Annotated in this window: 24 protein-coding genes and 2 pseudogenes; 5 read left to right on the plus strand and 21 right to left on the minus strand. The window is 63.1% G+C overall.

Annotated features, from left to right (window positions below):
- Nucleotides 1–81: 81 nt before the first annotated feature.
- The 4 genes and pseudogenes from PALO_RS12985 to murQ form a co-directional block, all read right to left on the minus strand.
- Nucleotides 82–210 carry a hypothetical protein gene (locus tag PALO_RS12985; protein ID WP_259903059.1) on the minus strand — a complete coding sequence of 43 codons (129 nt, stop codon included), beginning with the start codon at nt 208–210 and terminating at the stop codon, nt 82–84.
- Between the two features lie 363 nt (nt 211–573).
- Nucleotides 574–1108 (minus strand): annotated as a pseudogene (locus PALO_RS12840) (family 1 glycosylhydrolase); the annotation flags it as partial.
- Between the two features lie 578 nt (nt 1109–1686).
- Complete coding sequence (locus tag PALO_RS05270; RefSeq protein WP_015582711.1) at nt 1687–2703, minus strand: hypothetical protein; 1017 nt, start codon at nt 2701–2703, stop codon at nt 1687–1689.
- 272 nt (nt 2704–2975) lie between these two features.
- Nucleotides 2976–3784: pseudogene (gene murQ / locus PALO_RS05275) on the minus strand (N-acetylmuramic acid 6-phosphate etherase); the annotation flags it as partial.
- A gap of 171 nt (nt 3785–3955) precedes the next feature.
- Here murQ and PALO_RS05280 point away from each other — a divergent pair.
- On the plus strand, nt 3956–4828 hold the full coding sequence (locus PALO_RS05280; protein ID WP_177166481.1) for a MurR/RpiR family transcriptional regulator: 873 nt from the start codon (nt 3956–3958) through the stop codon (nt 4826–4828).
- Nucleotides 4829–4850: 22 nt separating this feature from the next.
- Entirely contained in the window at nt 4851–5510 is a 660-nt protein-coding gene (locus PALO_RS05285) for an HdeD family acid-resistance protein (protein WP_015582714.1), read from the plus strand.
- Between the two features lie 107 nt (nt 5511–5617).
- On the opposite strand, the gene PALO_RS05290 is transcribed toward PALO_RS05285, so the two are convergent.
- The 13 genes from PALO_RS05290 to hisI all read right to left on the minus strand — a co-directional run bounded on the left by PALO_RS05290 (nt 5618) and on the right by hisI (nt 18920).
- Nucleotides 5618–5815 carry a hypothetical protein gene (locus PALO_RS05290; protein ID WP_015582715.1) on the minus strand — a complete coding sequence of 66 codons (198 nt, stop codon included), beginning with the start codon at nt 5813–5815 and terminating at the stop codon, nt 5618–5620.
- A gap of 9 nt (nt 5816–5824) precedes the next feature.
- Nucleotides 5825–6127 (minus strand): hypothetical protein, encoded by a 303-nt coding sequence (locus tag PALO_RS05295; RefSeq protein WP_015582716.1) that lies wholly within the window; start codon nt 6125–6127, stop codon nt 5825–5827.
- 63 nt (nt 6128–6190) lie between these two features.
- Nucleotides 6191–7663, minus strand: a complete 1473-nt coding sequence (locus PALO_RS05300) for a glutamate synthase subunit beta (RefSeq protein WP_015582717.1) — start codon at nt 7661–7663, stop codon at nt 6191–6193.
- Nucleotides 7656–12179, minus strand: a complete 4524-nt coding sequence (gene gltB / locus PALO_RS05305) for a glutamate synthase large subunit (protein WP_015582718.1) — start codon at nt 12177–12179, stop codon at nt 7656–7658. The genes PALO_RS05300 and gltB overlap by 8 nt, the downstream gene beginning before the upstream one ends.
- A 126-nt stretch (nt 12180–12305) precedes the next feature.
- On the minus strand, nt 12306–13145 hold the full coding sequence (gene lgt / locus PALO_RS05310) for a prolipoprotein diacylglyceryl transferase (protein ID WP_015582719.1): 840 nt from the start codon (nt 13143–13145) through the stop codon (nt 12306–12308).
- A complete protein-coding gene (gene trpA / locus PALO_RS05315; RefSeq protein WP_004811361.1) occupies nt 13142–13975 on the minus strand; it encodes a tryptophan synthase subunit alpha in 834 nt (277 codons plus the stop codon). The genes lgt and trpA overlap by 4 nt, the downstream gene beginning before the upstream one ends.
- Nucleotides 13972–15228 (minus strand): tryptophan synthase subunit beta, encoded by a 1257-nt coding sequence (gene trpB, locus PALO_RS05320; RefSeq protein WP_015582720.1) that lies wholly within the window; start codon nt 15226–15228, stop codon nt 13972–13974. Before trpB ends, trpA begins: the two co-directional genes overlap by 4 nt.
- A 31-nt stretch (nt 15229–15259) precedes the next feature.
- Nucleotides 15260–16060: an indole-3-glycerol phosphate synthase TrpC gene (gene trpC, locus PALO_RS05325; protein WP_015582721.1), complete on the minus strand. Its 801-nt coding sequence runs from the start codon at nt 16058–16060 to the stop codon at nt 15260–15262.
- Nucleotides 16061–16276, minus strand: coding sequence for an HGxxPAAW family protein (locus tag PALO_RS05330; protein WP_004811364.1), 216 nt, complete (start codon nt 16274–16276; stop codon nt 16061–16063).
- 17 nt (nt 16277–16293) lie between these two features.
- Nucleotides 16294–16449 (minus strand): hypothetical protein, encoded by a 156-nt coding sequence (locus tag PALO_RS12490; protein ID WP_023032685.1) that lies wholly within the window; start codon nt 16447–16449, stop codon nt 16294–16296.
- A complete protein-coding gene (locus PALO_RS05335; RefSeq protein ID WP_041710256.1) occupies nt 16427–17008 on the minus strand; it encodes a Trp biosynthesis-associated membrane protein in 582 nt (193 codons plus the stop codon). The genes PALO_RS12490 and PALO_RS05335 overlap by 23 nt, the downstream gene beginning before the upstream one ends.
- A gap of 47 nt (nt 17009–17055) precedes the next feature.
- On the minus strand, nt 17056–18555 hold the full coding sequence (locus PALO_RS05340) for an anthranilate synthase component I (protein WP_015582723.1): 1500 nt from the start codon (nt 18553–18555) through the stop codon (nt 17056–17058).
- Complete coding sequence (gene hisI / locus PALO_RS05345; RefSeq protein WP_171023453.1) at nt 18555–18920, minus strand: phosphoribosyl-AMP cyclohydrolase; 366 nt, start codon at nt 18918–18920, stop codon at nt 18555–18557. Before hisI ends, PALO_RS05340 begins: the two co-directional genes overlap by 1 nt.
- A gap of 96 nt (nt 18921–19016) precedes the next feature.
- On the opposite strand from hisI, the gene PALO_RS05350 reads away from it, so the two are divergent.
- Nucleotides 19017–19652, plus strand: coding sequence for a TIGR03085 family metal-binding protein (locus PALO_RS05350; protein ID WP_015582725.1), 636 nt, complete (start codon nt 19017–19019; stop codon nt 19650–19652).
- A 31-nt stretch (nt 19653–19683) separates the two neighbouring features.
- Here PALO_RS05350 and gatB read toward each other — a convergent pair whose 3' ends face one another.
- From gatB to gatC, 3 genes are read right to left on the minus strand one after another with little or no spacing between them, the layout of a single operon-like run.
- Nucleotides 19684–21177, minus strand: a complete 1494-nt coding sequence (gene gatB, locus PALO_RS05355) for an Asp-tRNA(Asn)/Glu-tRNA(Gln) amidotransferase subunit GatB (protein WP_015582726.1) — start codon at nt 21175–21177, stop codon at nt 19684–19686.
- Nucleotides 21177–22682: an Asp-tRNA(Asn)/Glu-tRNA(Gln) amidotransferase subunit GatA gene (gene gatA / locus PALO_RS05360; RefSeq protein ID WP_015582727.1), complete on the minus strand. Its 1506-nt coding sequence runs from the start codon at nt 22680–22682 to the stop codon at nt 21177–21179. The genes gatB and gatA overlap by 1 nt, the downstream gene beginning before the upstream one ends.
- On the minus strand, nt 22679–23002 hold the full coding sequence (gene gatC / locus PALO_RS05365) for an Asp-tRNA(Asn)/Glu-tRNA(Gln) amidotransferase subunit GatC (RefSeq protein WP_004811372.1): 324 nt from the start codon (nt 23000–23002) through the stop codon (nt 22679–22681). The genes gatA and gatC overlap by 4 nt, the downstream gene beginning before the upstream one ends.
- Before the next feature lie 164 nt (nt 23003–23166).
- Between gatC and PALO_RS05370 the strand changes: the two genes are divergently transcribed.
- Nucleotides 23167–23778 (plus strand): ACT domain-containing protein, encoded by a 612-nt coding sequence (locus tag PALO_RS05370; RefSeq protein ID WP_015582729.1) that lies wholly within the window; start codon nt 23167–23169, stop codon nt 23776–23778.
- Nucleotides 23779–23784: 6 nt separating this feature from the next.
- Nucleotides 23785–24297, plus strand: coding sequence for an SNARE-associated domain-containing protein (locus PALO_RS05375; RefSeq protein ID WP_004811374.1), 513 nt, complete (start codon nt 23785–23787; stop codon nt 24295–24297).
- Nucleotides 24298–24325: 28 nt separating this feature from the next.
- On the opposite strand, the gene PALO_RS05380 is transcribed toward PALO_RS05375, so the two are convergent.
- Nucleotides 24326–24538 carry a hypothetical protein gene (locus PALO_RS05380; protein ID WP_004811375.1) on the minus strand — a complete coding sequence of 71 codons (213 nt, stop codon included), beginning with the start codon at nt 24536–24538 and terminating at the stop codon, nt 24326–24328.
- Nucleotides 24539–24549 lie beyond the last annotated feature (11 nt).

Below are 24549 nucleotides of genomic sequence, written 5' to 3' on the forward strand. Positions count from 1 at the left end.
CGGAATGGAGGTCACTCCGGCCCTAGGTGGTGCTAACTCGGACAGACTAGTCCGCACCACCGACCGGGGCGACCCGACCACTCACGTCGGGCGGCGAACGACGAAGTCAACCTGCATACCCCCAGCCAACTGGGACACCAGATCCGTGTACGGACCAGCAACCTCGCCGACCCTGACGAAGCCCCCGTCAAGCTTATCGTCGTGCACCATGAGATGGATCTCACCGCAATATCTCCCCACGGTGTCTATCTGGAGGGATCCGGCCCTGCGGCACCCGGCATTGGGGGCGTCAGGGACCAATTCGCCCTTCCGTACCCGATTCTCATGATGTTGTCCGCGATCGTGATGATCCACGTCCCAGGACTTCAGCATTTGCGGGTTTGATCCATATGTCATCCTCGAACTATTCCAGCCACCCCTCCCATTCGCCGCCGCGCATGACCTGAGTTGGCCCGTGTTCTGCAAGGCTAACTTCGATGCTGGTCAGCCTCAGCGCGCATTCCTCAGCCTTAGGTACGGACGCTGACCAAGCCGAGGCTCAGATCCAAGATGATCAGTAATCCACAATACTTTTCCCGTCTGCACAATCCGAACCAGTCGAACCATTTGATAATGAAGACCATTGAATACAGAATTCGTAGCCATAAACATGATCGTCACTTCCAGTGATACCTAACCCATTGAACGGACTGAAATACTCTGTATTGATCTCGTTAATTAGGAGGCAATAATTCACCTCTTCTCGCCATCAGCCAACCACATATTCCGCCATTTTTAGGTAAAGATCGATAACGTCACGGTTCTTCCATCCCCCATATTTGTCGACTACTGCAACAGGGAGTACATAATGATTAATCGTGATGAACGCTCGGATACCGGCGTCGGTAAGACAACGAATGACACGGTCATAATAGGCCACGCCATCTGTATTGTGTTCATCTTCAAAGCCATTCGGGAACAAAGGAGCCCAGCTAATCGACAGTCGATATAAATCGAAGTCAAGATCTATGATCTCGCGCAGGTCAGACTCCCAGTGCTCATAGCCTCTCGAGCCGACACGAAAGGGGTATATGGCATCGCCCGCACGGGCTGCGTTTGTGTTCTGGAGCCTGACCCGTTCTTCCGAACACTGATTCTGAGGTGGTGATGTCCCAGGGCGTAGACACCGGCCAAGCCGAAGCCTAACCAGTGACGAGCGTCGTGAACTGACCGAGGTGCGACGCAAGAACCGTGTACTGGAAATGGAAGTCGAGACCTTGAAACGAGCCTCGGCCTACTTCGCCCGGGAGAACATCCTCCCAACATAGGGTTCCGGTGCGTCCAGGAACTTCCCGAGGCGAGAACTGCCGTGTCGGTGGCCTGCCGGGTGCTGAAGATGTCGCGGTCGGGGGTCTCCGAGTGGCGCGACCAGCCAGCCGCCGGATCGTGGGGTGGTCGATCGCCGACCACACCCGCACCGAGTTGATGGTCAACACGCTGCAGATAGCCCGCCGGCAACGCCAACCACCCCGGGGGACGATCATGCATGCGCACCAGGCCAGCCAGTACACAAGCTGGCTGTTCGGACATCGGCTGTGGGAGGCCGTCACCCTACGAGTTCGAAACCCCTCACACCGCCACTAACGCGGCGGCATAATTCAACCAACATAAACCGTCCAGGAAACCGGGCCAAGCTCCGAATACGGTTCATCTCATGCCCCTCTCGGCGTCAGTATCATGCGATGATCTCCGCACCCTTCTTGGCCAGAAGCTTTTGGCATCCACCAATCGCTTCATCTCTTCGGGTGTCATACTCCTGTCCTTAGCGATCTCAGCCAGAGGCGCGCACACATCATCGGGTCTCATCACCTCGGTGCTCCACAGCTTCCAAGGCCAATCGATTCGTGTTATGACGGCCCGATGAATTTTATCCACCGAGACACATTTAATTCCATACCCGCCATTTATATCGGTGTGTGACCCGTTGGAAGACCAGTAGTGCAGCAGGCCCACACTATGGCCAGCTTGGTCACGCTCAATAGACCTTCCTAGAACAACCACCATGTGACCAGACTCATCTTTTCCTATCTCATCGCTCCAGAAGATCTTCATATAATCGAATTTGCGGATACTGGCGAATAGTGCATTGCGGTCGCTTGAGTTTATGTACTCATCTGTTGTACCAATGTACATATTGGTTCCGATTCCCAATTCATGAACAAGTTCAGCCAAGCCAGGTCCATTAGCATTTGCTCGACCCCACGCTCCAACTCCGTCGGCTTGGATTGGGTACGCCCGATTCTCGACAGTGTAAGGCTTCAGGTACTCCCACTGCTTCTCTGGGAGGACGTGCCCGCAGGATTTTTCGTACATTTCAATGCTTTTCAGTAGCAGAAGATAGACAGCCGAGGAACAGAACGACGGCGTAGCGAACTGTGGGTTCACCTCAACACCAGACTCCGAAACCCCTACGGCACGGTCCAGTCCCGTCCAGGCGGTTTGCTGGAAGCCCGGAGGAATATCTCTTCCTGTGTGATATCCGCCACCCACGGGAAAACATTTTAACGCGTCACCCATTGATTCATTCCACATTGTGGTTGACTTTCCAAACGCAGCGTTCGATTCCAACGTGAACGCCGGGCTCATAACCGCCGCCGCAGACGCAACACACGTGCCCAGCACCAGTCTTCTCCGGGTAATATGACCGCGAGCTTTCATCGTCATCACTTCCTTGATTCCTACCGTATTTCCAATTTTCACGCGATTTTATGTTTAGGGAGGCCGACTCCTTTCGACCGTCCTGCCTCCCAACATGCCACAACGACGGGGAAACTCGCGTATATGCATTCTCCCGGCGATTCTTCAAACATGCTCCGTAACGGGTTGGCACGTCTGCCGTTTTTGTTCATACTCGGCGCGAACAAGCCGTCTGCCAGGGTTACATGTTTAGCGCTGAGAATTTTTACAATTGTTATTAGTTCTGATGCCGCGGCAGCGACGATGAACGATGCCATCTTGGCGTGGCCGTCAGCCTCACGAAGGGCGGTAACGGCCTGGTCCCGGGTGTATCCCGTCGTGGACACGGCACGTTGCCGCAGTTTCTCGTTGCTCGGAGAGACGTCGACCATGAAATACCCGTAAATCTTGCCAAGCCCGACCATGGTCGCCGTCGAGATCGTGTTGAGGACGAGTTTTTGTGCCATTCCGGCCTTCAGACGGGTCGACCCGGTGAGCACTTCAGGGTCGGCGTCGATCTCGACGGGCAGATCGACCTCGTCACTGATAAGGGCGTCCTGGTTGCAACACACCGACGCCGTGAGGGCACCGGCCTGCTTGGCAGCACGCACTGCTCCTATCACCCACGGGGCGCGCCCGGAGGCAACGAGCCCGACGACGACGTCGTGCGGCCCGGGATGCAGGGCATTGATCTCCTCAGCCCCGCGCTCCTGGTCGTCCTCCGCTCCTTCAACTGCCTGGAACATGGCTTGCTGGCCACCGGCAATGAGACCGACGACCATGGTGGGATGCGTGCTGAAGGCGGGAGGACACTCGGCAGCGTCGAGAACCCCCAGCCGCCCACTCGTTCCCGCCCCGGCATAGAGATCAGCCGACCACCGGCCGACAATCCCGCCACCGCAGCCTCGACGATCGCCGCAATGGCAGGAAGCTGCCGGGCGACGGCATCAGGAACACGGTGGTCCTCATCGTTCATGACGTGAAGCACCTCGAGGGTCGTCAGCTGATCAAGACCCTCGCTGGCCGGATTCCGACCCTCCGTGGTGGTGAGCCTAGTGAGATGCTCCATGGACTCGCCTCCTGCGACGACAAAACTTCGTGGTTCCATGTCTTGGAACCACGCCCTCTGTACAACCGTGTGGGCCACATAGACCACACTGTGTTTCCACGGTCCGCAGCAGGACTAAACAGTTCAGACGGCGTAAAACGATGTTGCACGAGAATCGTTAATCATGGAAGGATTTTTCATATGGCTGGCAGCCTGTTACCCCGCATCGACATGGCCAGGTCCACCATGCGCCCGGCGGAGGCGCAGGTTGCCGCAGTGGTCCTTGCTGAACCGGACTGGGCACTCGAAGCATCAACCAGCCGGCTCGCCCAGGCTGCTGGAGTATCCCCCGCATCCGTGGTGCGCTTCTGTCGTGCCCTTGGACTCAAGGGCTGCCGCGAGTTGCGCGCCGAGCTTGCCCGTGACCTGTCTCGCCGCAGCATTGAGATGGAGCGCTCGTCGGTAGCCGAGGGCACCATCTCGCTTGACGACACCTTGGAACAGATGATCTCCAAGATCGCCTTCCATGAGGCTCGCACCATTGAGGACACCGCCCGATCGGTGGACCCGGAAGAGCTCGAAGCCGTGGCCAGCGCCATCTCCATCGCGCCGCGGACCGTCCTCTTCGGGGTCGGTTCCAGCGGGCTCGTGGCCGACGATCTCTCCCAGAAGCTGGAACGCATCGGTCTGGTCTGCCAGCATCACAACGACACCCACGTCCAACTCGTCCATGCCGCACTGTGCGGACAGGCGTGCGTCGCCGTGGGGATCTCGTTCAGCGGTAACACCCAGGAAGTCGTCGAGGCTCTCACCGTGGCTCGGGCCCACGGTGCCACGACAGTCGCCATGACGGGAGTGCCCCAATCCCCCGTCGCGCAGCTGTCGGATCACGTTCTCGTCACCCCAGCCCGCGAGACCCAGGTCCGGGCCGGAGCGATGTCCAGCCGAATGTCTCAGTTGGCCGTCATCGACTTCCTCTTCGCCAGGGTCGCTCAGCTGTGCATGGACGATCTCGAAACCCTCCGGACCAGCACCCGAACGGCAGTCAGCACTCACCGGACCTGAGGTCCTCACGTAGACTTGAATCATGTCGTCGCAGACCCTGACAAAAACTTGGAAGTCAATTTGGTGGGTTCCCCTCACGAAGGGGATCCTCGCGATCATCGCGGCGGTGATGGCTGTCGTCTGGTCCCACCAGACCATGGAGGCCCTCGTGGTGATCGTCGGTGTCTACGCCATCGTCGACTCCGTCATGACTCTCATCAATGCTCAGGCCCTTCGCGGCATGGTTGGCACCGGGTTCATGAGAGCTTGGGGCATTATCGGCATCATCATTGGCCTCGTCCTCATCATCCACCCTGGATTCTCACTCCACGTCATCGCCATCCTCCTCGGAGTTTGGCTGGTTCTCCTCGGCGTTGCGGCGACCGGTTTTTCCCTGCCGATGAGGTTCGTCACCGAGAGGGCCTGGGCCTGGATGCTCGGCGGCGGCATCGGACTGTTCGTGCTGGGCATCGTCATCCTCGTTCACCCCGGATTCGGCGTGGTGGCCATGAGCTGGCTGCTGGCCATCGGCGTCCTGCTCTACGGCATTGCCAACATCGCCATCGCAGTGGGCGTCCACAAGATCGCGAACTCCATTTCCTCGGCAGTGCGGCGAGATCCACGCAATACCCTCATCGAGGGTGAGGTCGTCGATTCCCCCGCGACCTCTCAGGAGACCTCACCCCACCGCGAACTCAAGTGACGAGTGACCCTGAGCACCTACTGCGGCCCGGCCTCCAAGCCGGACCGCAGTACTGTGTGGTAGATCCGGATCATGCACCGGTATGCGGGAGACCGCTCGGACGACCATCAGATGTCCCCGAGCCGATGCACTGCTCCCAGGCTCAGCCAGTACTGACCGTCAGACATCTGACTGTCGACGGCGACGATGGTGAAGTCGCCATGTTCGGAGGCCGTGGCGCGCGTTGCTCTGGCAGCCAGGGGTGCGGCCATGATCGCGCCCGTCAAGGCGCCCAACACGGTTCTGCGTCGCAGGTCGTCATTCATGGCGGAACACTAGACGGAGGGTGGCTCACGACGGTCGTCGTGCTCGTCATCCATGCCAAGTTCGTGATCGAGACGGTCATCCAAGGACCGAGCCCTGCGCTGGGAGGCCAGATAGGCCCACCAGACCCCGGCACCGATGATGCCCAGGAAGGAGGCAGCCCCACCGAAGGCGCCCAGCACGAAGCGCGGATCGCTCTGGCTCGATGCCGTCAGCCCGACGACGTCAAGCACCACGAAAAGGGCGACGCACACCCACGTCAGCACCTTGGCGTGATGAATCGCCGAATCGAGATCCTGCTGATCATCGTTCATCCCAGCAGTCTCCTCCCACCCGGTATCTCCTGTCGAACCCACAAGGCTTCTTCCCCGTCGAGATCAGACCATCATCTGACGATCAGAGGGTTTGACCGGCTTCGGCAGCACTGATCGCGAACCCTTGAGATACGCGTCGACGCCGTTGGCCGCCGCCCGTCCCTCCGCAATGGCCCAGACCACCAGGGACTGACCACGACCCGCGTCACCACAGGCGAAGACCCCCGGGACGTTGGTCTCGTAGGCGTCATTCCGGACGATGTTTCCGCGACCGTCGAGTTCCAGTCCAAGTTCCTGGACGACGCCATCATGCTCGGGGTGGGCGAATCCCATCGCGAAGATGACCAGATCGGCCGGAAGGTCGTGCTCACTGCCCTCGTCAGCGATGAAGACCCGGTTCTCGTCACGATGGCCCGAGACCACTCGGACGGCCTTGACGTGGCCCTCGTCATCGCTGACGATCTCGACGGTGTTGGTCGAGTAGACCCGCTCACCGCCCTCCTCATTGGAGCTGGAGACACGCAGGATGAGCGGATAGGTCGGCCACGGCTGATTGGCCGGACGATCCTTCGGCGGTTCGGGGTTGTACTGCAGCTGGGTGATCGATGCCGCCCCCTGACGCACCGCAGTGCCGACACAGTCATTGGCGGTGTCTCCCCCACCGATGATGACGACGTGCTTGTTGTCGGCGCGGATCTGGTCGGGAACATCGGCCCCGGCCAGCACTTTGTTCTGCTGGGTGAGGTACTCCATGGCGTAACAGACACCGTCGAGCTCGATCCCCGGGGCGTCCAGCATGCGCGGCACGGTGGCACCGGTGGCCAGGATGACGGCGTCGAAGCGCTCGCGCAGCTGCTCGCCGGTGATGTCCACGCCGATCTCGGTGTTCATCTTGAAGACGGTGCCTTCCAGCACCATCTGCTTGATACGACGGTCCAGGACCGACTTCTCCATCTTGAAGTCCGGGATGCCGTAGCGCAGCAGGCCGCCAATGGCGTCGTCCCGCTCGTAGACGACGACGGTGTGGCCGGCGCGGGTGAGCTGCTGGGCTGCTGCCAGACCGGCAGGACCGGACCCGACAACGGCGGCCGTCTTGAGGGAGTGCCACTCGGGGACGATGGGAATGACGCGACGGTCCTCCCACGCCTTGTCGATGATCGCGACCTCGATGTTCTTGATCGTCACCGGGTCACGGTTGATTCCCTCGACGCAGGCAGTCTCGCAGGGAGCCGGGCACAGGCGACCGGTGAACTCCGGGAAGTTGTTGGTCGCCAGCAGGGACTCCAGGGCCTCACGCCACTCGTCACGCCAGATGAGGTCGTTCCAGTCCGGGATGAGGTTGCCCAGCGGGCACCCGGTGTGGCAGAACGGCACACCACAGTCCATGCACCGACTGGCCTGATCAGTGATGATCGGCAACAGGGCGTGGCCGGGACCTCCGGGGTAGACCTCCTTCCAGTCGTGGATGCGCTCCTCGACCCGACGACGCTCTGCCTCCTGTCGCGGCACCTTCATGAAACCGTGCAGATCAGCCATGGGACACCTCCATGAGAAGTTCGGTCGTCTCGTTGTCGTCCAGTCCGCGTTCCGCGGCCTCGACCATGGCCTTCATCATCTTGGCGTAGTCACGCGGCTGCACCTTGGTGAAGGAACTTCGGATGCACTCCGGGCCTTCGGCCAGGATCTCTCCGGCGAGGGTCGATCCGGTCTCGGTCTGGTGCAAGGTCAGCAGCTCGATGACGCGATCGACGTCAGCCTCCTCCATCGGCAGGGCGTCAACCATCTCCGGGTTGAGCCGGTTGACGTCGAGATTACGGACCCATGCCACCCCGCCCGACATGCCGGCGGCGAAGTTGCGTCCGGTAGCGCCGAGGACGAGCGCCTCTCCCCCGGTCATGTACTCACAACCGTGGTCGCCAACCCCCTCGACCACCGCTGTGGCTCCGGAGTTGCGCACGCAGAATCTTTCACCTGCCTGGCCGCGCAGCAGGATCTGCCCGGAGGTGGCGCCGTAACCGACGACGTTTCCGGCGATGATCTGGTCGCGGGGACGGAAGGGCGCCTCCACGGACGGGGCGACGATCACCCGGCCACCGGACAATCCCTTGCCGACGTAGTCGTTGGCGTCTCCGACGAGCCTCATCGTCATGCCGCGTGGGACGAAGGCACCAAAGCTCTGACCAGCGGTACCGGTGAAGGTGAGATCAATGGTGTTGTCGGGAAGACCTGTGCCATTCGTCGCCACCGTCACCCGGCTGCCGAGCATCGTGCCGACCGTGCGATCGACGTTGCGGATGCTGAGCTCCCGTCGAATCGGGGTGCCGTCGGTGAGGGCATCGGCACACATGTCGATGAGTTTCATGTCCAGGCTCGTTGCCAGGTCGTGGTCCTGGTCGCAGACATGGTGCAGCGGGGTGCCCTCCGGCAGTTCCACCTGGTGCAGGATCGGTGAGAGGTCGAGGCCCTTGGCCTTCCAGTGGGTGATGGCCTTACGGGTGTCGAGGACCTCGACATGGCCCACGGCCTCGTCGATGGAGCGGAATCCCAGCTCGGCGAGGATCTCGCGAGTCTGCTCGGCCATCATCATCATGAAGTTGACGACGTGGTCAGGGTCCCCGGTGAACTTCTTGCGCAGCTCAGGGTTCTGGGTCGCCACACCCACCGGGCAGGTGTCGGTGTGGCACTTGCGCATCATGACGCAACCCTCGACGATGAGCGCCGTGGTCGCGAACCCGAATTCCTCGGCACCCAGCAGGGCGGCGATGACGACGTCTCGTCCGGTCTTGAGCTGACCGTCGCACTGCACGACGATACGATCCCGCAGGCCATTGAGGAGCAGGGTCTGCTGCGCCTCGGCCAGGCCGAGCTCCCAGGGACCACCGGCGTGCTTGATCGAGGTCAGCGGAGCCGCGCCGGTTCCGCCGTCGTGGCCCGAGATGAGCACGACGTCGGCCTTGGCCTTGGAGACACCGGCAGCAACCGTGCCGACTCCGGTCTCGGCAACCAGCTTGACGTGAATGCGGGCCCGCGGGTTGGCGCACTTCAGGTCGTGGATGAGCTGCTTGAGATCCTCGATCGAGTAGATGTCGTGGTGAGGCGGTGGGGAGATGAGTCCGACACCTGGGGTCGAGTGGCGGGTCTTCGCAACCCACGGGTAGACCTTCGGTCCGGGGAGCTGGCCACCCTCACCGGGTTTGGCGCCCTGGGCCATCTTGATCTGGATGTCATCGGCATTGACGAGGTACTCGCTCGTCACGCCGAATCGTCCGGAGGCCACCTGCTTGATGGCCGATCGACGCTCCAGATCGTGGAGACGCTCGGGATCCTCGCCACCCTCACCGGTGTTCGACTTGCCGCCGATCCTGTTCATGGCAATGGCCAGGGTCTGGTGGGCCTCCATGGAGATCGAGCCATAACTCATGGCGCCGGTGGAGAACCTCCTGACGATCTCGCTGGCCGGCTCGACCTCCTCCAGCGGCACGACCGGACGATCGTGGCGGAACTCCAGCAGGGATCGCAGGGTCATGAGTCGGCTGGAGTTGTCGTTGATGTGGTCGGTGTAGCGGCGGAACTGGGCGTAGTCGTTGGTGCGAGCCGCCAGCTGGAGCCGGAAGATCGACTCCGGGTCGACGAGGTGCTCCTCTCCCTCCCGACGCCACTGGTAGTGACCGCCGGGCTTGAGGGTGCGGTGGGCGAGACGTACACCGGTTTCGGGGTAGGCGCTGAGGTGACGAGCAAGGATCTCGTCGGCGATCTCGGTCAGTCCGATTCCCTCGATACGGCTGGTCGTCCCGGTGAAGTACTCGTCGATGAACTCCTGAGATAGACCGGTGGCTTCGAAGATCTGGGCACCGGTGTACGAGGGGATGGTGGAGACGCCCATCTTGCTCATCGTCTTGAGGACACCCTTGCCGAGAGCCTTGTAGACGTTGTGGATGGCGATCTCAGGGTCAGCCGAGACCCACACCTCGTGGCGGGCCATGTCCTCAGCCGACTCGAAGAGCAAGTAGGGGTTGACCGCCGAGGCGCCATACCCCATGAGGAGTGCGACGTGGTGGACCTCTCGGACGTCACCGGCCTCCACGACCAGCCCGACCTGGGTACGCGTCTTCTCGCGAACCAGGTGGTGGTGGATGGCGGAGGTGAGCAGCAGGGACGGGATCGGGGCCAGCTCGCGGGTGGCGTGACGGTCCGAGAGCACGATGATGGTGGCTCCATCGGCGATGGCCTCGGAAACCTCGGCCCGGATCTCCTCGATGCGACGTCGCAAACCCTCACCGCCTTCCTCGACGGAGAAGAGTCCCCGGACGACATGGGTCTTGCGGTCCGGGTGCTCACCGTCGGCATCAATGTGGACGATCTTGGCGAGCTGGTCGGAGTCGATGATCGGGTAGTTGACGACCACCTGACGGCAGGACTCCGGTCCGGGTTCAAGCAGGTTGGCTTCGGGACCGATGGTACCCGTCAGGGAGGTGACGAGTTCCTCACGAACGGCGTCCAGCGGCGGGTTCGTCACCTGGGCGAAGAGCTGACTGAAGTAGTCCCACAGCATTTGTGGCCGATTCGACAGGACCGCCAGCGAAGTGTCGGAACCCATGGCTCCCGTGGCCTCTGCACCCTGGTTCGCCATCGGGGCGATAAGCATCTTGAGCTCCTCGGAGGTGTAGCCGAAGAGCTGCTGACGACGGGTGACGGACGCATGGGAGTGAACGATGTGGGTGCGCTCGGGCAGGTCGTCAAGGTCGATGCGACCCTGGTCGAGCCACTCTCCATAGGGCTTGGCAGAAGCCAGTCGGGTCTTGATCTCGGCATCGTCAACAACGCGATGCTCCGAGAGATCGGCGAGGAACATACGTCCGGGCTTGAGGCGTCCCTTCTCGACGACGCGGGCCGCCGGCAGGTCAAGCACACCGGACTCGGACGCGAAGACGACCAGTCCGTCGTCGGTCACCCAGTACCGGGCGGGACGCAGACCGTTGCGGTCAAGCACTGCGCCGATCTGATTGCCATCGGTGAAGGTGACGCAGGCCGGACCGTCCCAGGGCTCCATGAGGAAGGAGTGGAACTCGTAGAAGTCGCGCAGCTCCTGAGTCATCTCGGTGTTCTTCTGCCACGCCTCGGGGATCATCATGAGGACGGCGTGCGGCAGGGAGCGTCCTCCCAGGTGAAGCAACTCGAGCACCTCGTCGAAGGAGGCTGAGTCCGATCCAGTCGGGGTGCAGATGGGGTACAGCCGAGCCAGGTCACCTGGGATGAGGTCGGACTTCAGCAAGGCCTCACGAGCCTGCATCCAGTTGCGGTTGCCGCGCACCGTGTTGATCTCGCCGTTGTGGGCGATGAGTCGGTACGGGTGGGCCAACTCCCAGGCCGGGAAGGTGTTCGTCGAGAACCGGGAGTGGACCAGGGCCAGTGCGCTGGACAAGTCGGCGTCTTGGAGCTCGGGGAAGACCTCCTCGAGCTGGTTGGTCGTCAGCATTCCCTTGTAGACCAGGGTCCGCGAGGACAGAGAGGCGAAGTAGACCCCGGCCTCGTGCTGGGCACGTCGCCGCAACACGAAGGCCAGCCGCTCCAGATCCATACCGATACGACCGTCACGGGCACGAATGAGGAGATGCTCGAAATGAGGCATGGTGCCCAAGGACACCTCGGAAAGAGTGTGGGTGTGGACCGGGACCTCACGCCATCCCAGCACCTCGATGCCCTCGTCCGCAGCGATGAGCTCGATGGCAGCGCGGGCGCGGGCACGTTTGGCCTCGTCAAGGGGCATGAACGCCAGTCCAACGGCGTAGGCTCCAGGTTCCGGGAGGCGGATTCCGGTGACCCGTCGCAGGAAGGCGTCCGGCACCTGGAGGAGAATGCCTGCGCCGTCGCCGACGGCCGGATCAGCGCCAGTGGCACCACGGTGGTCAAGATTGCGCAGTGCCTCAAGTCCTTGCTCGACGATCTCATGGCTGGCCACGCCTGTCATGGTGGCCACGAAGGCCACGCCGCAGGCATCGTGCTCGAACTGGGGGTCGTAGAGGCCCTGCCGGGGGCGATGACCGAAGATCATCGGTACTCCTTTCGACGGAGACAGGTGTGCTGCAATTGCGCAAGCACACCCGATCCGGGGACAGACTGTCACACGATGACCACGCCTTGACACATATGTCCGGGTTGTGGACTCATTGCGGCAGAGTCACTTGGCTTGAGCAGCTGGGCGATCGCTGTGCCCGTCGTCCTTGCCATGACGGCGCTGCAGGATGATTAGAATGACGACCGCGCCGGTGAGGACCACCAGGGCGGTGACGTCGTTGAGTCGCCATTGTCCCACGTGATGGGCCGGGTCGATGCGCAACCGCTCCACCCAGAAACGACCAGAGGTGTAGACCGCGACGTAAAGGGTGAACAAACGGCCATGGTCGAGTTTCCAGCGACGATCCGCCCAGACCAGGAACGCCGCCCCGGCCAAGCTCCACACCAGCTCGTACAAGAAGGTGGGGTGAAAGGTCGCGTACTGCAGATACCCCGCCGGCCGATGGGCGAGGTCGATCTCAAGTCCCCATGGCAAGGTTGTCGGGCGGCCGAAGAGCTCCTGGTTGAACCAGTTCCCAAGACGTCCGATGGCCTGAGCGGCCAGGATGCCCGGTGCCAGGGAATCGGCCACCGAGGCGAACATGATCCCCCTGTGGCGGCAGTACCGCCAGACCGCCAGGCTTCCCAGAGCGATGGCACCCCAGATACCGAGCCCGCCTTCCCAGATGTAGAAACAGTGGTACCAGGTCCGGCCAGGGCCGAAGTAGAGCTGATGGTCTGTGATGACGTGGTACAGGCGCCCACCGATGATGCCAGCGATGACCGCGAGGGCACACAACTCCTCGAAGTGCTCCTGCTTACCACCTCGGGAGAGGTAGCGACGCTCGCCACTGATGTAGGCAATGACGATTCCGGCCAGAATGCACAGGGCGTAAATGTGAATCGTCAGCGGTCCGAGGTGAAAGGCCTCGACCGATGGGCTGGGGATCGACAGCAGGTTCACTGGAGTCGCGCCCGCCGCACTCCGGACACCAGGTCATCGACGATGGTGCGCATCCGGTCGATACCGATGTGTGCAGTCTCCCCCTGCTCTTCAGCCTCGACGAGGGCGCGGACAAGAGCGGACCCGACGATGACACCGTCAGCGAAGGAACCAACCTCAGCTGCCTGGTCACCGTTGGAGACGCCCAGACCGACACCAACGGGGATCTCGGAATTGACGGCCTTGACGCGAGCCACCAATTCGGGGGCGGCCGAGGAGGTCTGGGCGCGAGTTCCCGTCACCCCCATGACGGAGGTGGCGTAGACCCAGCCACGGCAGGCGGCGACGGTGGAAGCCAACCTCTCGTCGGTCGAGGACGGGGCCACCAGGAAGACTCGGTCCAGACCGTGGGCCTCCGACGCCGCCATCCACTCCTTCGCCTCGTCAGGAGTGAGGTCAGGGGTGATGAGTCCGGCCCCGCCGGCCGATGCCAGATCTCGGGCATAGGCGTCAACCCCGTAGTGCTCGACGAGATTCCAGTAGGTCATGACGACACACGGGGTGCCGGTGTCGGCCACCGCCTCAGCAGCGAGCAGGGTGTCACGAGTGCGCACCCCGCGCTCGAGTGCTCGAGTGGTGGCGTGCTGGATGACGGTCCCGTCCATCATGGGGTCGGAATAGGGCATCCCGATCTCGACGAGATCGACGCCGATACCAGTCGTACCGGTCGTGAGAGCCTTCATGGCGTCGATGGAATCGGGTACCGAGGGATGCCCCACCGGCAGGTAACCAACCAGGGCCGGACGATTCTCCTCACGGGCCTTCAGGTAGGCACTCGCACTGCTGGTCATTCCATACCTCCGGTGGTGGCGTCAACACTGCCGTCGATGTCGAACCATGCGAGGGCTGTGTCGACGTCCTTGTCCCCTCGTCCCGACACAGTGACGATGACGATCGGCAGCTCGCCGTCGTGGTCCGGCAGATCCTTGGCAATCCGCAGGACGCCGGCCACGGCGTGAGCCGACTCAATGGCGGGCATGATGCCCTCGGTCTGGGTGAGGGTGCGCAGAGCCTTCATGGCGTCACGGTCGTTCACGGGAAGATAGGTGGCTCGCTTGTTGGCAGCCAACCAGGAGTGCTCGGGACCGACACCGGGGTAGTCCAGGCCGGCCGAGATGGAATGGGACTCCATCGTCTGACCGTCTGCGTCCTGCAAGATGTAGGTGCGGGTGCCGTGCAGCACGCCGACCGAACCTCCGGTGATCGACGCGGCGTGACGTCCGGTCTCGACGCCGTCGCCACCAGCCTCGAATCCGTAGAGGCGAACCTCGGGGTCGTCGATGAACTGGGCGAAGGAGCCGATGGCGTTGGATCCGCCGCCAACACAGGCACAAACCGCGTCCGGAAGTCGCCCTGCGCGGTCGAGACACTGCTGACGCGCCTCAGCGGAGATGACTCGCTGGAACTCGCGCACCAACGTGGGGAAGGGATGCGGGCCAGACGCGGTGCCGATGAGGTAATGGGTGTCGTCAACGTGGGCGACCCAGTCGCGCATGGCCTCGTTCATGGCGTCCTTGAGGGTACGAGAGCCAGCCTCCACGGCGACGACCTCAGCTCCCAGGAGCTGCATACGAGCGACGTTGAGAGCCTGACGCTCGGTGTCGACCTGGCCCATGTACACCCGGCACTCCATGCCCATCATGGCGGCGACGGTGGCCGTCGCCACCCCGTGCTGACCTGCACCGGTCTCGGCGATGAGGCGGTGCTTGCCCATTCGTCGGGTCAGCAGCGCCTGCCCCAGCACGTTGTTGATCTTGTGCGAGCCGGTGTGGTTGAGGTCCTCACGCTTGAGCAGGACCCGCACCTTGCGGCCGGTCTGCTCGGTCACGTACTCGGAGAACCGGGGGGCCTCCGTCAGTGGGGAGGGGCGTCCCGCGTAGTCACGACGCAGTACATCCAGCTCGGCGTGAAAGTCGGGGTCAGCGAGGGCGGCCTCAAAGGTCTTCTCAAGCTGGTTGAGGGCAGCCTGAAGTGCCTCCGGGACGAAGCGGCCACCGAAGGCGTCAAAATGGCCGCGGACGTCGGGCAGGTCTCGAGCGGACATGGTCGTCCTTTCCGTTGGATGTCAGGCGTGGTCAGACGGTGGCGCGATGGATCTCGCGCAGCACCTGGGCTGGTTCACCGTGGCGAACCAGCATCTCCCCCACCAACACCGCATCGGCACCACGTTTGTGGGCCTCGACGGCGTCGTCCACGCAGAGGATTCCAGACTCAGCCACCTTGACGGCATTCTCTGGCAATTCGCCAAGCAGGGTGCCGAAGATGGCCCTGTCGACTTCGAGGGTCTTGAGATTTCGGGCGTTCACCCCGATGACTCGGGCATCAAGGGCCGCTGCCCGAGCAGCCTCCTGTGGGGTGTGCACCTCGACCAAGGGGGTCATGCCCAGCTCGGTCGCAAGATCGTAAAGGCGTCGCAACTCGTCGTCGGGCAGAGCAGCGACGATGAGGAGGACGAGATCGGCGCCGTGAGCACGGGCCTCGAGCACCTGGTACTCAGTGACGACGAAGTCCTTGCGGAGAATCGGAATGTCGACCTTTTCCCGTACCGTGTCGAGGTCGGCGAGGGATCCCTGGAAACGACGCTCCTCGGTGAGAACACTGATGGCGGCTGCTCCGCCAATCCGGTACTGATCGGCCAGCGCAGCAGGATCGCCAATCGTCGCGAGGTGACCCTTCGACGGACTGGACCTCTTGACCTCGGAGATGACCGACAGACCAGGAGAGGTCAGCCGAGGAACGGGGTCAATTGCGGGTGTGACGAGTTCGATGGCCTCGTGAAGGTTGTCCGAGGTGACCATGAGCTGGCGCTCATGGAGATCCTCGAGAACACCAGCGATGATCTCGTCAAGAATTGTTCCGGTGACGGTGGGCGACATTCAGCGTGCTCCGCCATAACCCATGGCGCGCATCACCAGGGTGACGACACCGCCAAGAACAACGAGAGCAGCGCCGACGATGCAGGTGATCCAGCTGGGGCCAGACATGGCACCGACGGTGGCGACGATGAAGCCAATGAGGGCGACGATCGAACCTGCCCAGTTCGCGGGGCTCCCACCGTGCTTGTACTGACGAGTGGCGCGATCAACGCTCATGGTGTTCCCTCCGGTGGTCAGGCGCGGCTTGTTCCACGCAGCTGGTCGATGATGCGGGTGGACTCCCCGAGCTGGTCAGGGGTGCCGTCGGATACCCGCAACGCGGCGAATCCAGTAATGATCCTACCCTGATTGGCCGTCGGAGCGGACCTACCGACCATTGTGTGAGCCATTCCCGCCCTCGTGGGCCAACTCGTCAGAATTCGATTCCGACGACTCGGGTTCTGCCTGCGACCGGGCCCCTGGTTGAGTCCGGAAATCCGCCAGGGTGGGGTCCTCTCCCCTGTCCAGGGCATCCCACGCGGATCGCGAGTCGCCGACCAGTTCTCCGGTACGACGGGCTGAACGGCTGGGCCAACGGTCGGCGAAGGCCGCTACCCCGGCGCCGGTGACAATCGTCATGGCTCCGGCCACCAGACACACCCATGGCCATGGGGTGACGGTCATCTGCGGCGCTCCGGCATCAACCCCCTTGGCAGCCCACTGATGTGGCGACGCACTGCGGTGGGTGAGGACGACAGCCGCGATCCCGACGCCGACCAAGGCCTGCACGATTCCGGTGACGCGGCGACCGACCGTCTTGACGACGAGGAGGAGGGCCACCGTGATGACGAGCATGAGGGCTGTCGCCGTGATCAATCCTCCCGTGACGTCAGCACCGGTCAGTCCAATTCCGGCACGCTCCATCCAGGTTCGCCTGGATGCGACGCTGACGAGGATGGCAGCCAGGATCGGGGAGGCGGCAAGAACCACTCGCCACACGACTGGGATCGGAGTCCTCACTGTGTGTCCTCCCGCAGGGGATGCAGGGTTCCCGCATCCTGAATTGCCTGGATGACGGCCGCCGCCTTGTTCTGGCATTCAGCGTTCTCCTTGGCTCCGACCGAGTCCAGCACGATTCCGGCTCCGGCTTGCACATGGGCGACCTGGTCCTTGAGGACGGCGGTCCGGATGGCAATGGCACAGTCCGAGTTGCCGTGCAGATCGAAGTACCCGACGACGCCACCGTAGACGCCACGTCGGGTGGTCTCGAGCTCCTCGATGATCCGCATGGCGGAAATCTTCGGTGCCCCGGACAGGGTGCCAGCCGGGAAACACGACATCGTCACGTCGACGGCGTCCAGGCCGTCAACGATCTGGCCGGTCACCGCCGCCTCCAGGTGCATGACGTGGGAATATCGCCCCACGTGCATGAACTCGGTGACGTTGACCGTTCCGGGCACGCAGACCCGGCCCAGGTCGTTGCGTCCCAGATCGACAAGCATGGTGTGCTCGGAGCGCTCCTTGGGGTCGGCCAGCAGCTCGTCCTCCATGGCCCGGTCCTCGGCCGCAGTGCGTCCGCGCGGGCGGGTACCGGCAATGGGGTGAGTCGTCGCGACACCGTCTGCCACCGTCACCAGAGCCTCCGGGGAGGATCCGATGACGTCGAATCCAGGTAACCGCAGCAGGTAGAGGTAGGGACTGGGATTGGTGCGACGCAGCTGACGGTAGATGTCGAGGGCGTCAGCCTCGGTCTCGACGTCGAAGCGCTGGCTGGGGACGACCTGGAAGATGTCACCGTCGCGAATGCGCTCGATGGCGGTGTCAACCATCTCACCGAATATTTTGGGCGTGCGTTGACGCCGTACCTGACTCGCGGCGCGGTCCACGGCACGGGCCGTCAACACCTCCCGCGGCTCGGCCAACCTCGTCACCATCGCCTCGAGGGCGTCAACCGCGTCGTCGTAAGTCTGATCGAGATCGGTTCCGTCGACCACCTGGTTGGAGATGAGCCACAGTTCGCCGCGCTGGTGGTCGAGGACCGCCATCTCCCCGACGAGCATGAGGCATGCCACCGGAAGGCCCAGGTCGTCGACGAGATCGTCGCCGATATCCTCCAGACGACGAACCATGTCGTACCCGATATATCCAACAAAACCGCTCGTCAAGGGTGGAAGACCAGACTCAACCGGGGTGTTCAGGGCGGCCAGGGCCTCCTTGAGGGCGCCGAGCGGGTCATCACTGACCGTCAAACCCGCAGGCGGTTCGCCGATCCACTCCACCGAACGCCCGTCGGACGTCAGGGCGCAGCGAGTGATGACTCCGATGAAGGACCACCGCGACCAGATGCCCGACTCAGCGGACTCCAGCAGGAAGGTCAGTCGTCTGTCCCCGCAGAGATGCTGGTAGAGACCAATCGGGGTGTCGTCATCGCAGATCAGTTTGGTCCGTACCGAGACGACAGTGTGCTCCTCCGCCAGGGCAGCGAACTCCTCACGTGATGGGGTGACGTCGATCATCACTCGGCCACCTCGTCCAGGAGCACATCGGCGTCGAAACAGGTGTGGTCCCCGGTGTGGCATGCCCCTCCGACCTGGTCGACGCGAAGTAGCAGGGTGTCGCCGTCACAGTCGAGTTGAACCGAACGAACGTGCTGGGTGTGGCCGGAGGTCTCCCCCTTGACCCAGTACTCCTGACGCGACCGGGACCAGTAGGTCGCACGACGAGTGGCCAGGGTACGGGCCAGGGCGACATCGTCCATCCAAGCCATCATGAGGACGTCCCCGGTCGTGGCGTCCTGGACCACGGCAGGTACCAGACCGGCGTCATTGCGTCGCAGGCGCGCTGCGACGTCGGGGGTGAGAGTGGGTTCTTCGGTCAGCACGGGCCCATTGAACACCGAATCACCGACATCTGGGGTCCGCGCCGCGTTTCGGACCGGTGCTGGCAAGATGGACTCATAGCTCGAAGGAGGACCTGAATGTCCATGGCACGAGACGAACGAGCCGGACTGGCTGCAGACCTGTCACGACTTGGCCCCGACGCCCCGACTCTGTGCGAGGGATGGACCGCCCGAGACCTGCTGACCCACGTCCTGCTCCGGGAGAATGATCCATTGGCCATCCCCGGTATGGCCGTCAGCGTCTTCGACGCCGTCACACAGGCCCGTGCGGACAAAATGGAGGCATCGGGATCCTTCGAGGATCTGGTGGCACGCTTCGCTCAGGGGCCAGGCCGTTTCTCGATCTTCCGCGTTCCGGGGATGGACGCCGCCGCCAACTCGATGGAGTACTTCATCCACCACGAGGATCTGCTTCGGGCCCAGCCCGGCTGGCGACCCCGACAACTGGGCCACCGCGCCGAGCTTCGACTGGCGGGGATCATCCGTAAGTACGGACGTGCTCTGACTCGTCGCTCCCCGGTGGGCGTGCGCGCGGAGATGACCGGACTGGGGGACCCCGTCACCCTTCATCCCGGTGACCGCATCGTCACCATCGTCGGCAAGCCCTCGGAAATCCTCCTACTGCTCACCGGGCGCACCTCGGTCGCCCAGGTCGACGTCCTCGGTGAGCCGGACACCCTCTCCGAGTTCATGCGCTCCGACCACTCGTTGTGAGGGCCGGGGCGCAGGAACTCAACCGCGTGGGTCAGGAGAGCTTCTCGAGGATGAGCTCCCTGACCCGCTTCGCGTCTGCCTGACCCCTCATGGCCTTCATGACCTGACCAATGAGAGCACCAGCCGCCTGGACCTTGCCACCACGGATCTTCTCGGCAATCTGCGGGTTGGCAGCGATGACGTCGTCAACAGCAGCACCAAGGGCGGCGTCATCGGAGACGACGGCGAGACCGCGTCCATCGACCACCTGCTGAGGATCTCCCTCGCCAGCGATGACACCGTCGATGACCTGGCGGGCCAGCTTGTCGGTGAGGGTACCGTCGTCAACGAGCTTCTGCAGTTGGGCGACCTGGGCCGGGGACATACCGACCTCGGACAGGTCCACCTCGGCCTCGTTGGCACGACGAGACAGCTCGGTGAGCCACCACTTGCGCGCGGCAGCGGGCTGGCAGCCAGCGTTGACGGTTTCCTCAAGGAGGTCGAGGGCGCCGGCATTGACAACCGCAGTCATCTCCAGCTCGGAGAACTGCCACTGGGAGGCCAGACGAGCTTTCTTGGCAGCTGGAAGTTCCGGCAGGCCAGCACGCAGCTCCTCCACCCATTCCCGGGACGGCGCGACCGGAACCAAGTCCGGCTCGGGGAAGTAGCGGTAGTCCTCGGCGTCGGACTTGTCGCGTCCGGCGATGGTGTATTCGCCGCTCTCCTGCCACATCCGGGTCTGCTGACGAACCTTGCGTCCCTCGGCCAACACGAATCCCTGACGCTGGATCTCGTAGGTCAGGGCTCCTTCGACCGAGCGCAGCGAGTTGACGTTCTTGGTCTCGGTACGGGTGCCCAAGGTGCTGCTTCCGCGTGGCATGAGGGAGACGTTGGCATCACAACGCAGGTTGCCTCGCTCCATCCTGGCCTCGGAGACGCCCAGGGCGACCATGATGTCGCGCAGCTGAGCCATGTAGGCCCGTGCCACCTGCGGCGCCTTGGCTCCCAGCCCACGGATCGGCCTGGTGACGATCTCGATGAGCGGGACGCCGGCGCGGTTGTAGTCCATGAGAGAGTGGCTGGCACCGGAAATACGTCCGTCAGATCCGCCGACGTGCAGGGACTTTCCGGCGTCCTCCTCCATGTGGGCACGCTCGATCTCGACACGGAAGACCTCGCCGTCGACCTCGACGTCGAGACAGCCGTCGTAGCAGATCGGCTCGTCGTACTGCGAGGTCTGGTAATTCTTCGTCATGTCCGGGTAGAAGTAGTTCTTCCGGGCCATGCGGCACCACTCGGCGATCTTGCAGTTGAGGGCCAGACCGATGCGGATGGCCGACTCGACGGCGTGGCCGTTAATGGCCGGCATCGATCCGGGAAGACCCAGGCAGACCGGGCAGACGTTGGTGTTGGGATCCTTCTCGGTATCCGTGGAACATCCGCAGAACATCTTGGTCGCCGTCGACAGCTCGACGTGGACCTCAAGTCCGATGACCGGCTCGTAGTCAGCCATCACCTCGTCATAGGGCAGCAGCTCGTCCGCCATCATGCCTCTCCCCTCAGTTCGGGAGCCTTCGCGAGCAGCGGGGCACCCCACTTCTCGTTCAGCAGCCGTTCCAGGGCCGCACCGACCCAGTAGACACGGTCATCCGCCATGATCGGGGCCATCACCTGCATACCGACGGGCATGCCGTCGGTCTCGGACAGGCCGATCGGGAAGGACCCGGCAGGGCTGCCGGCCATGTTGGCCGGAATGGTGCACAGGTCGGAGCGATACATCGCCATCGGGTCGGCCGTGCGCTCCCCCAGCCGGAATGCCGTCGTCGGGGTGGCTGGGGAGACGAGCACGTCACAGGTCTTCCAGGCCTTCTCGAAGTCACGCTGGATGAGGGTGCGGACCTTCTGGGCCGAGCCGTAGTAGGCGTCGTAGTAGCCGGCCGACAAGGCGTACGTACCCAGGATGATGCGACGCTTGGCCTCGGCACCGAATCCGGCACCACGGGTGGCACGCATGACCTGCTCGGCAGAGTGCCCGCCGTCATCATCGACGCGCAGGCCGTAGCGCATGGCGTCGTATCGGGCCAGGTTGCTGGAGACCTCCGCGGGTTGGATGAGGTAGTAGGCAGGCAGGGCCAGGTCAAAGTTGGGGCAGGAGACCTCGACGATCTCGGCTCCCGCACTCGTCAGGATCTCGACGGCCTCGTCGAAGCGTGCCTCGACCTGCGGGTCGTACCCCTCGCCGGCGAATTCGGTGACGACACCGATCCGCATTCCGGCGACGTCCGGCTGGTTCGCAGCCTCGACGATGGCCGGGGCGGGCTGGTCGATGGTCGTCTGGTCCATCGAGTCATGACCGGCGATCACCTGGTGCAGCAGGGCCGCATCCAGGACGGTACGAGCGCAGGGTCCGGGGGTGTCCAGGGAAGACGCCATCGCGATGACGCCGTACCGGGACGTCGACCCGTAGGTCGGCTTGATGCCGACGGTGCCGGTCACCGCACCGGGTTGACGAATGGACCCGCCGGTGTCGGTACCGAGAGCCAACGGGGACTGGAAAGCAGCCAGGCTGGCGGCGGATCCGCCGCCCGAGCCACCAGGAACTCGGTCGAGGTCCCACGGGTTGTGGGTGGGGCCGAAGGCAGAGGTCTCGGTCGAGGATCCCATGGCGAACTCGTCCAGGTTCGTCTTGCCCAGGATCACCATGCCGGCGTCCTTGCATCGGGTGACGATGGTCGAGTCATAGGGCGGGATCCATCCCTCCAACATTCGGGATGAGGCCGTGGTGGCCAGCCCCTTGGTGCAGAAGAGATCCTTAACGGCCAGCGGCACACCGGCCAGCGGACCGAGCTTCTCACCGTCGGCGATCCGAGAGTCGATCCGTCGGGCAGTTTCCCGGGCGCCGTCGTGATCAACCAGAAGGAAGGCACGCACGTCGCCGTCGACCTCGTCGATGCGGTCCAGGTGCGCCTGGGTGACCTCCTCGCTGGAGACCTCGCGGGACGCAATGCGCGCACCGAGTTCGGCGGCGGTCAGGGTCACGAGCTCGTTCACTGTGCCTCCTCGTCCAGGATGCGGGGCACACGGAAGCGCTGATCCTCACTGTGAGGGGCCATGGCCAGGGCGTCATCAGCCGACATCGACTCCTTGATGACGTCCTCGCGGAAGACGTTGGACAGCGGCAGAGCGTGCGAGGTAGGTGGCACGTCGTCGGTGGCGACGGCTGACACTGCGGCCACGGCGTCGAGGATCGCGTCAAGCTGAGGAACCAGATACGCGGTCTCGTCGTCAGTGAGGTCGATGCGTGCCAGGCCGGCCAGGCGGACGACGTCATCCGGCGTGAGGGCCACGATGAATCTCCTGGTTGACGGCATGGGGGCGGGAATGCCCTCGGACCATCCTAGGACCACTGGCCGACTCCTAGGACCACTGGCCGACATGACTGCCAGATGAGCACCTCCTCCCTCGATGATGACCCGCCGGAACACGAATTCAGTTTGGGATCGTCGGATCCACCCGCAACAATGAGTGAGTGCTCATGATTCGTATTCAGCTGCCAGACACGCCGGGTTCCCTGGGCTCGGTGGCGACCGCCATGGGCACCGCCGATGCCGACATATCCGCGATCGAGATTGTCGAAAAGGGCGATCACTACGTCGTCGACGACTTCATGCTGACTCTTCCCCCAACCACGATGCCTGACACCTTGGTATCGGCCTGCGACATGCTGGACGGAGTTCATGTGCTGTGGCTGAGCAGGTATCCGGAGAATTGGAGTATTGAGTCCGACATCGCAGCCCTGAATCGGATGTCCGAGGACCCGAAGCATTCCGCCGAGATTCTCTGTGGTGCCGTTCCAGTCGTCTTCCACACTCATTGGTCGGCACTTTTCGATGCCGATGAGCAGGTCATCATCTCGACTGCCCTGTCTCCGGAATTCACTCCTGAGGGCATCGCACGTCTGACGCCGATGGATCGCTCCCATGTCGCTGAGCTCGAGGCTGGCTGGATGCCAGGTTGGGGTGACACCGTCATCGCCGCTGTCCCACTGGCGAGGGGGCGCTGTCTGGTTGCCGGACGTCAGGGAGGCCCAGGGTTCCTGGCTTCCGAACTCAATCGTCTGCAGCACATGGCCGCTCTAGCCAACTGAGGTCACATGGAGGTCTACCTCACCTGGCAGTTCTGGTACCAGGTTCTGTCAGCCTTCGCCTTCGGCGTGGCTTCCAGCTTGGTGCCGGTGCTCAATTCGGAGTTGTTCATCGTCGGCGCCCTGGGATCAAAACTCCTGGGCCCGCTGGAAGTCGCCCTGGGGCTGGCTCTTGGCCACGGCGTCGGCAAACAGATCATGTTCATCGGTATCCGACGCGGATCGAATTCGCAATGGATCAAGCACAAGGAGCCCAAACCGGTTCCGGAGGGATCCTGGCGGTGGCGTCTACGGAGATGGAATGACAAGGCTGCTCACGTGGTCGAGACCCCGCGATGGGGCATGCCTCTGCTGTTCTTCTCAGCCATTACCGGTGTCCCGCCGGTCTACCTCGTCGTCATCTACGCGGCGACGACCAAGATGCACTTCTGGTGGTTCTCGCTGTGGGTCACCGTCGGATTCTTCATCCGGTGTTACCTCCTGGCCCTGGCGACCCAGTATGGGTTCCACATCATCATCTGACACCAGCGCGACGCTGTGAAGACCCTTGTCACCCGCGCATGACGAGGATGCGGAAGAAGTAGTACCCCACCCCGACCAACACCGCGAGAGCGACGACGAAGGCGACGGGTGCGAGAACTCGTTGCACCTTCTTGCGCTTCGTGGTCGGGACTCCAGTCGGAGCCCACTGTTTCTCACCGACACGCGGCCTAGTGCGCTCCGGCGTCTGGCCGTCAAGGTTGAGATTGGTGAAGAAACCCACGATCGGAACCC

It is taken from the genome of Cutibacterium avidum 44067, from assembly GCF_000367205.1.
In the GTDB taxonomy this organism is placed as follows: Bacteria; Actinomycetota; Actinomycetes; order Propionibacteriales; family Propionibacteriaceae; genus Cutibacterium; species Cutibacterium avidum.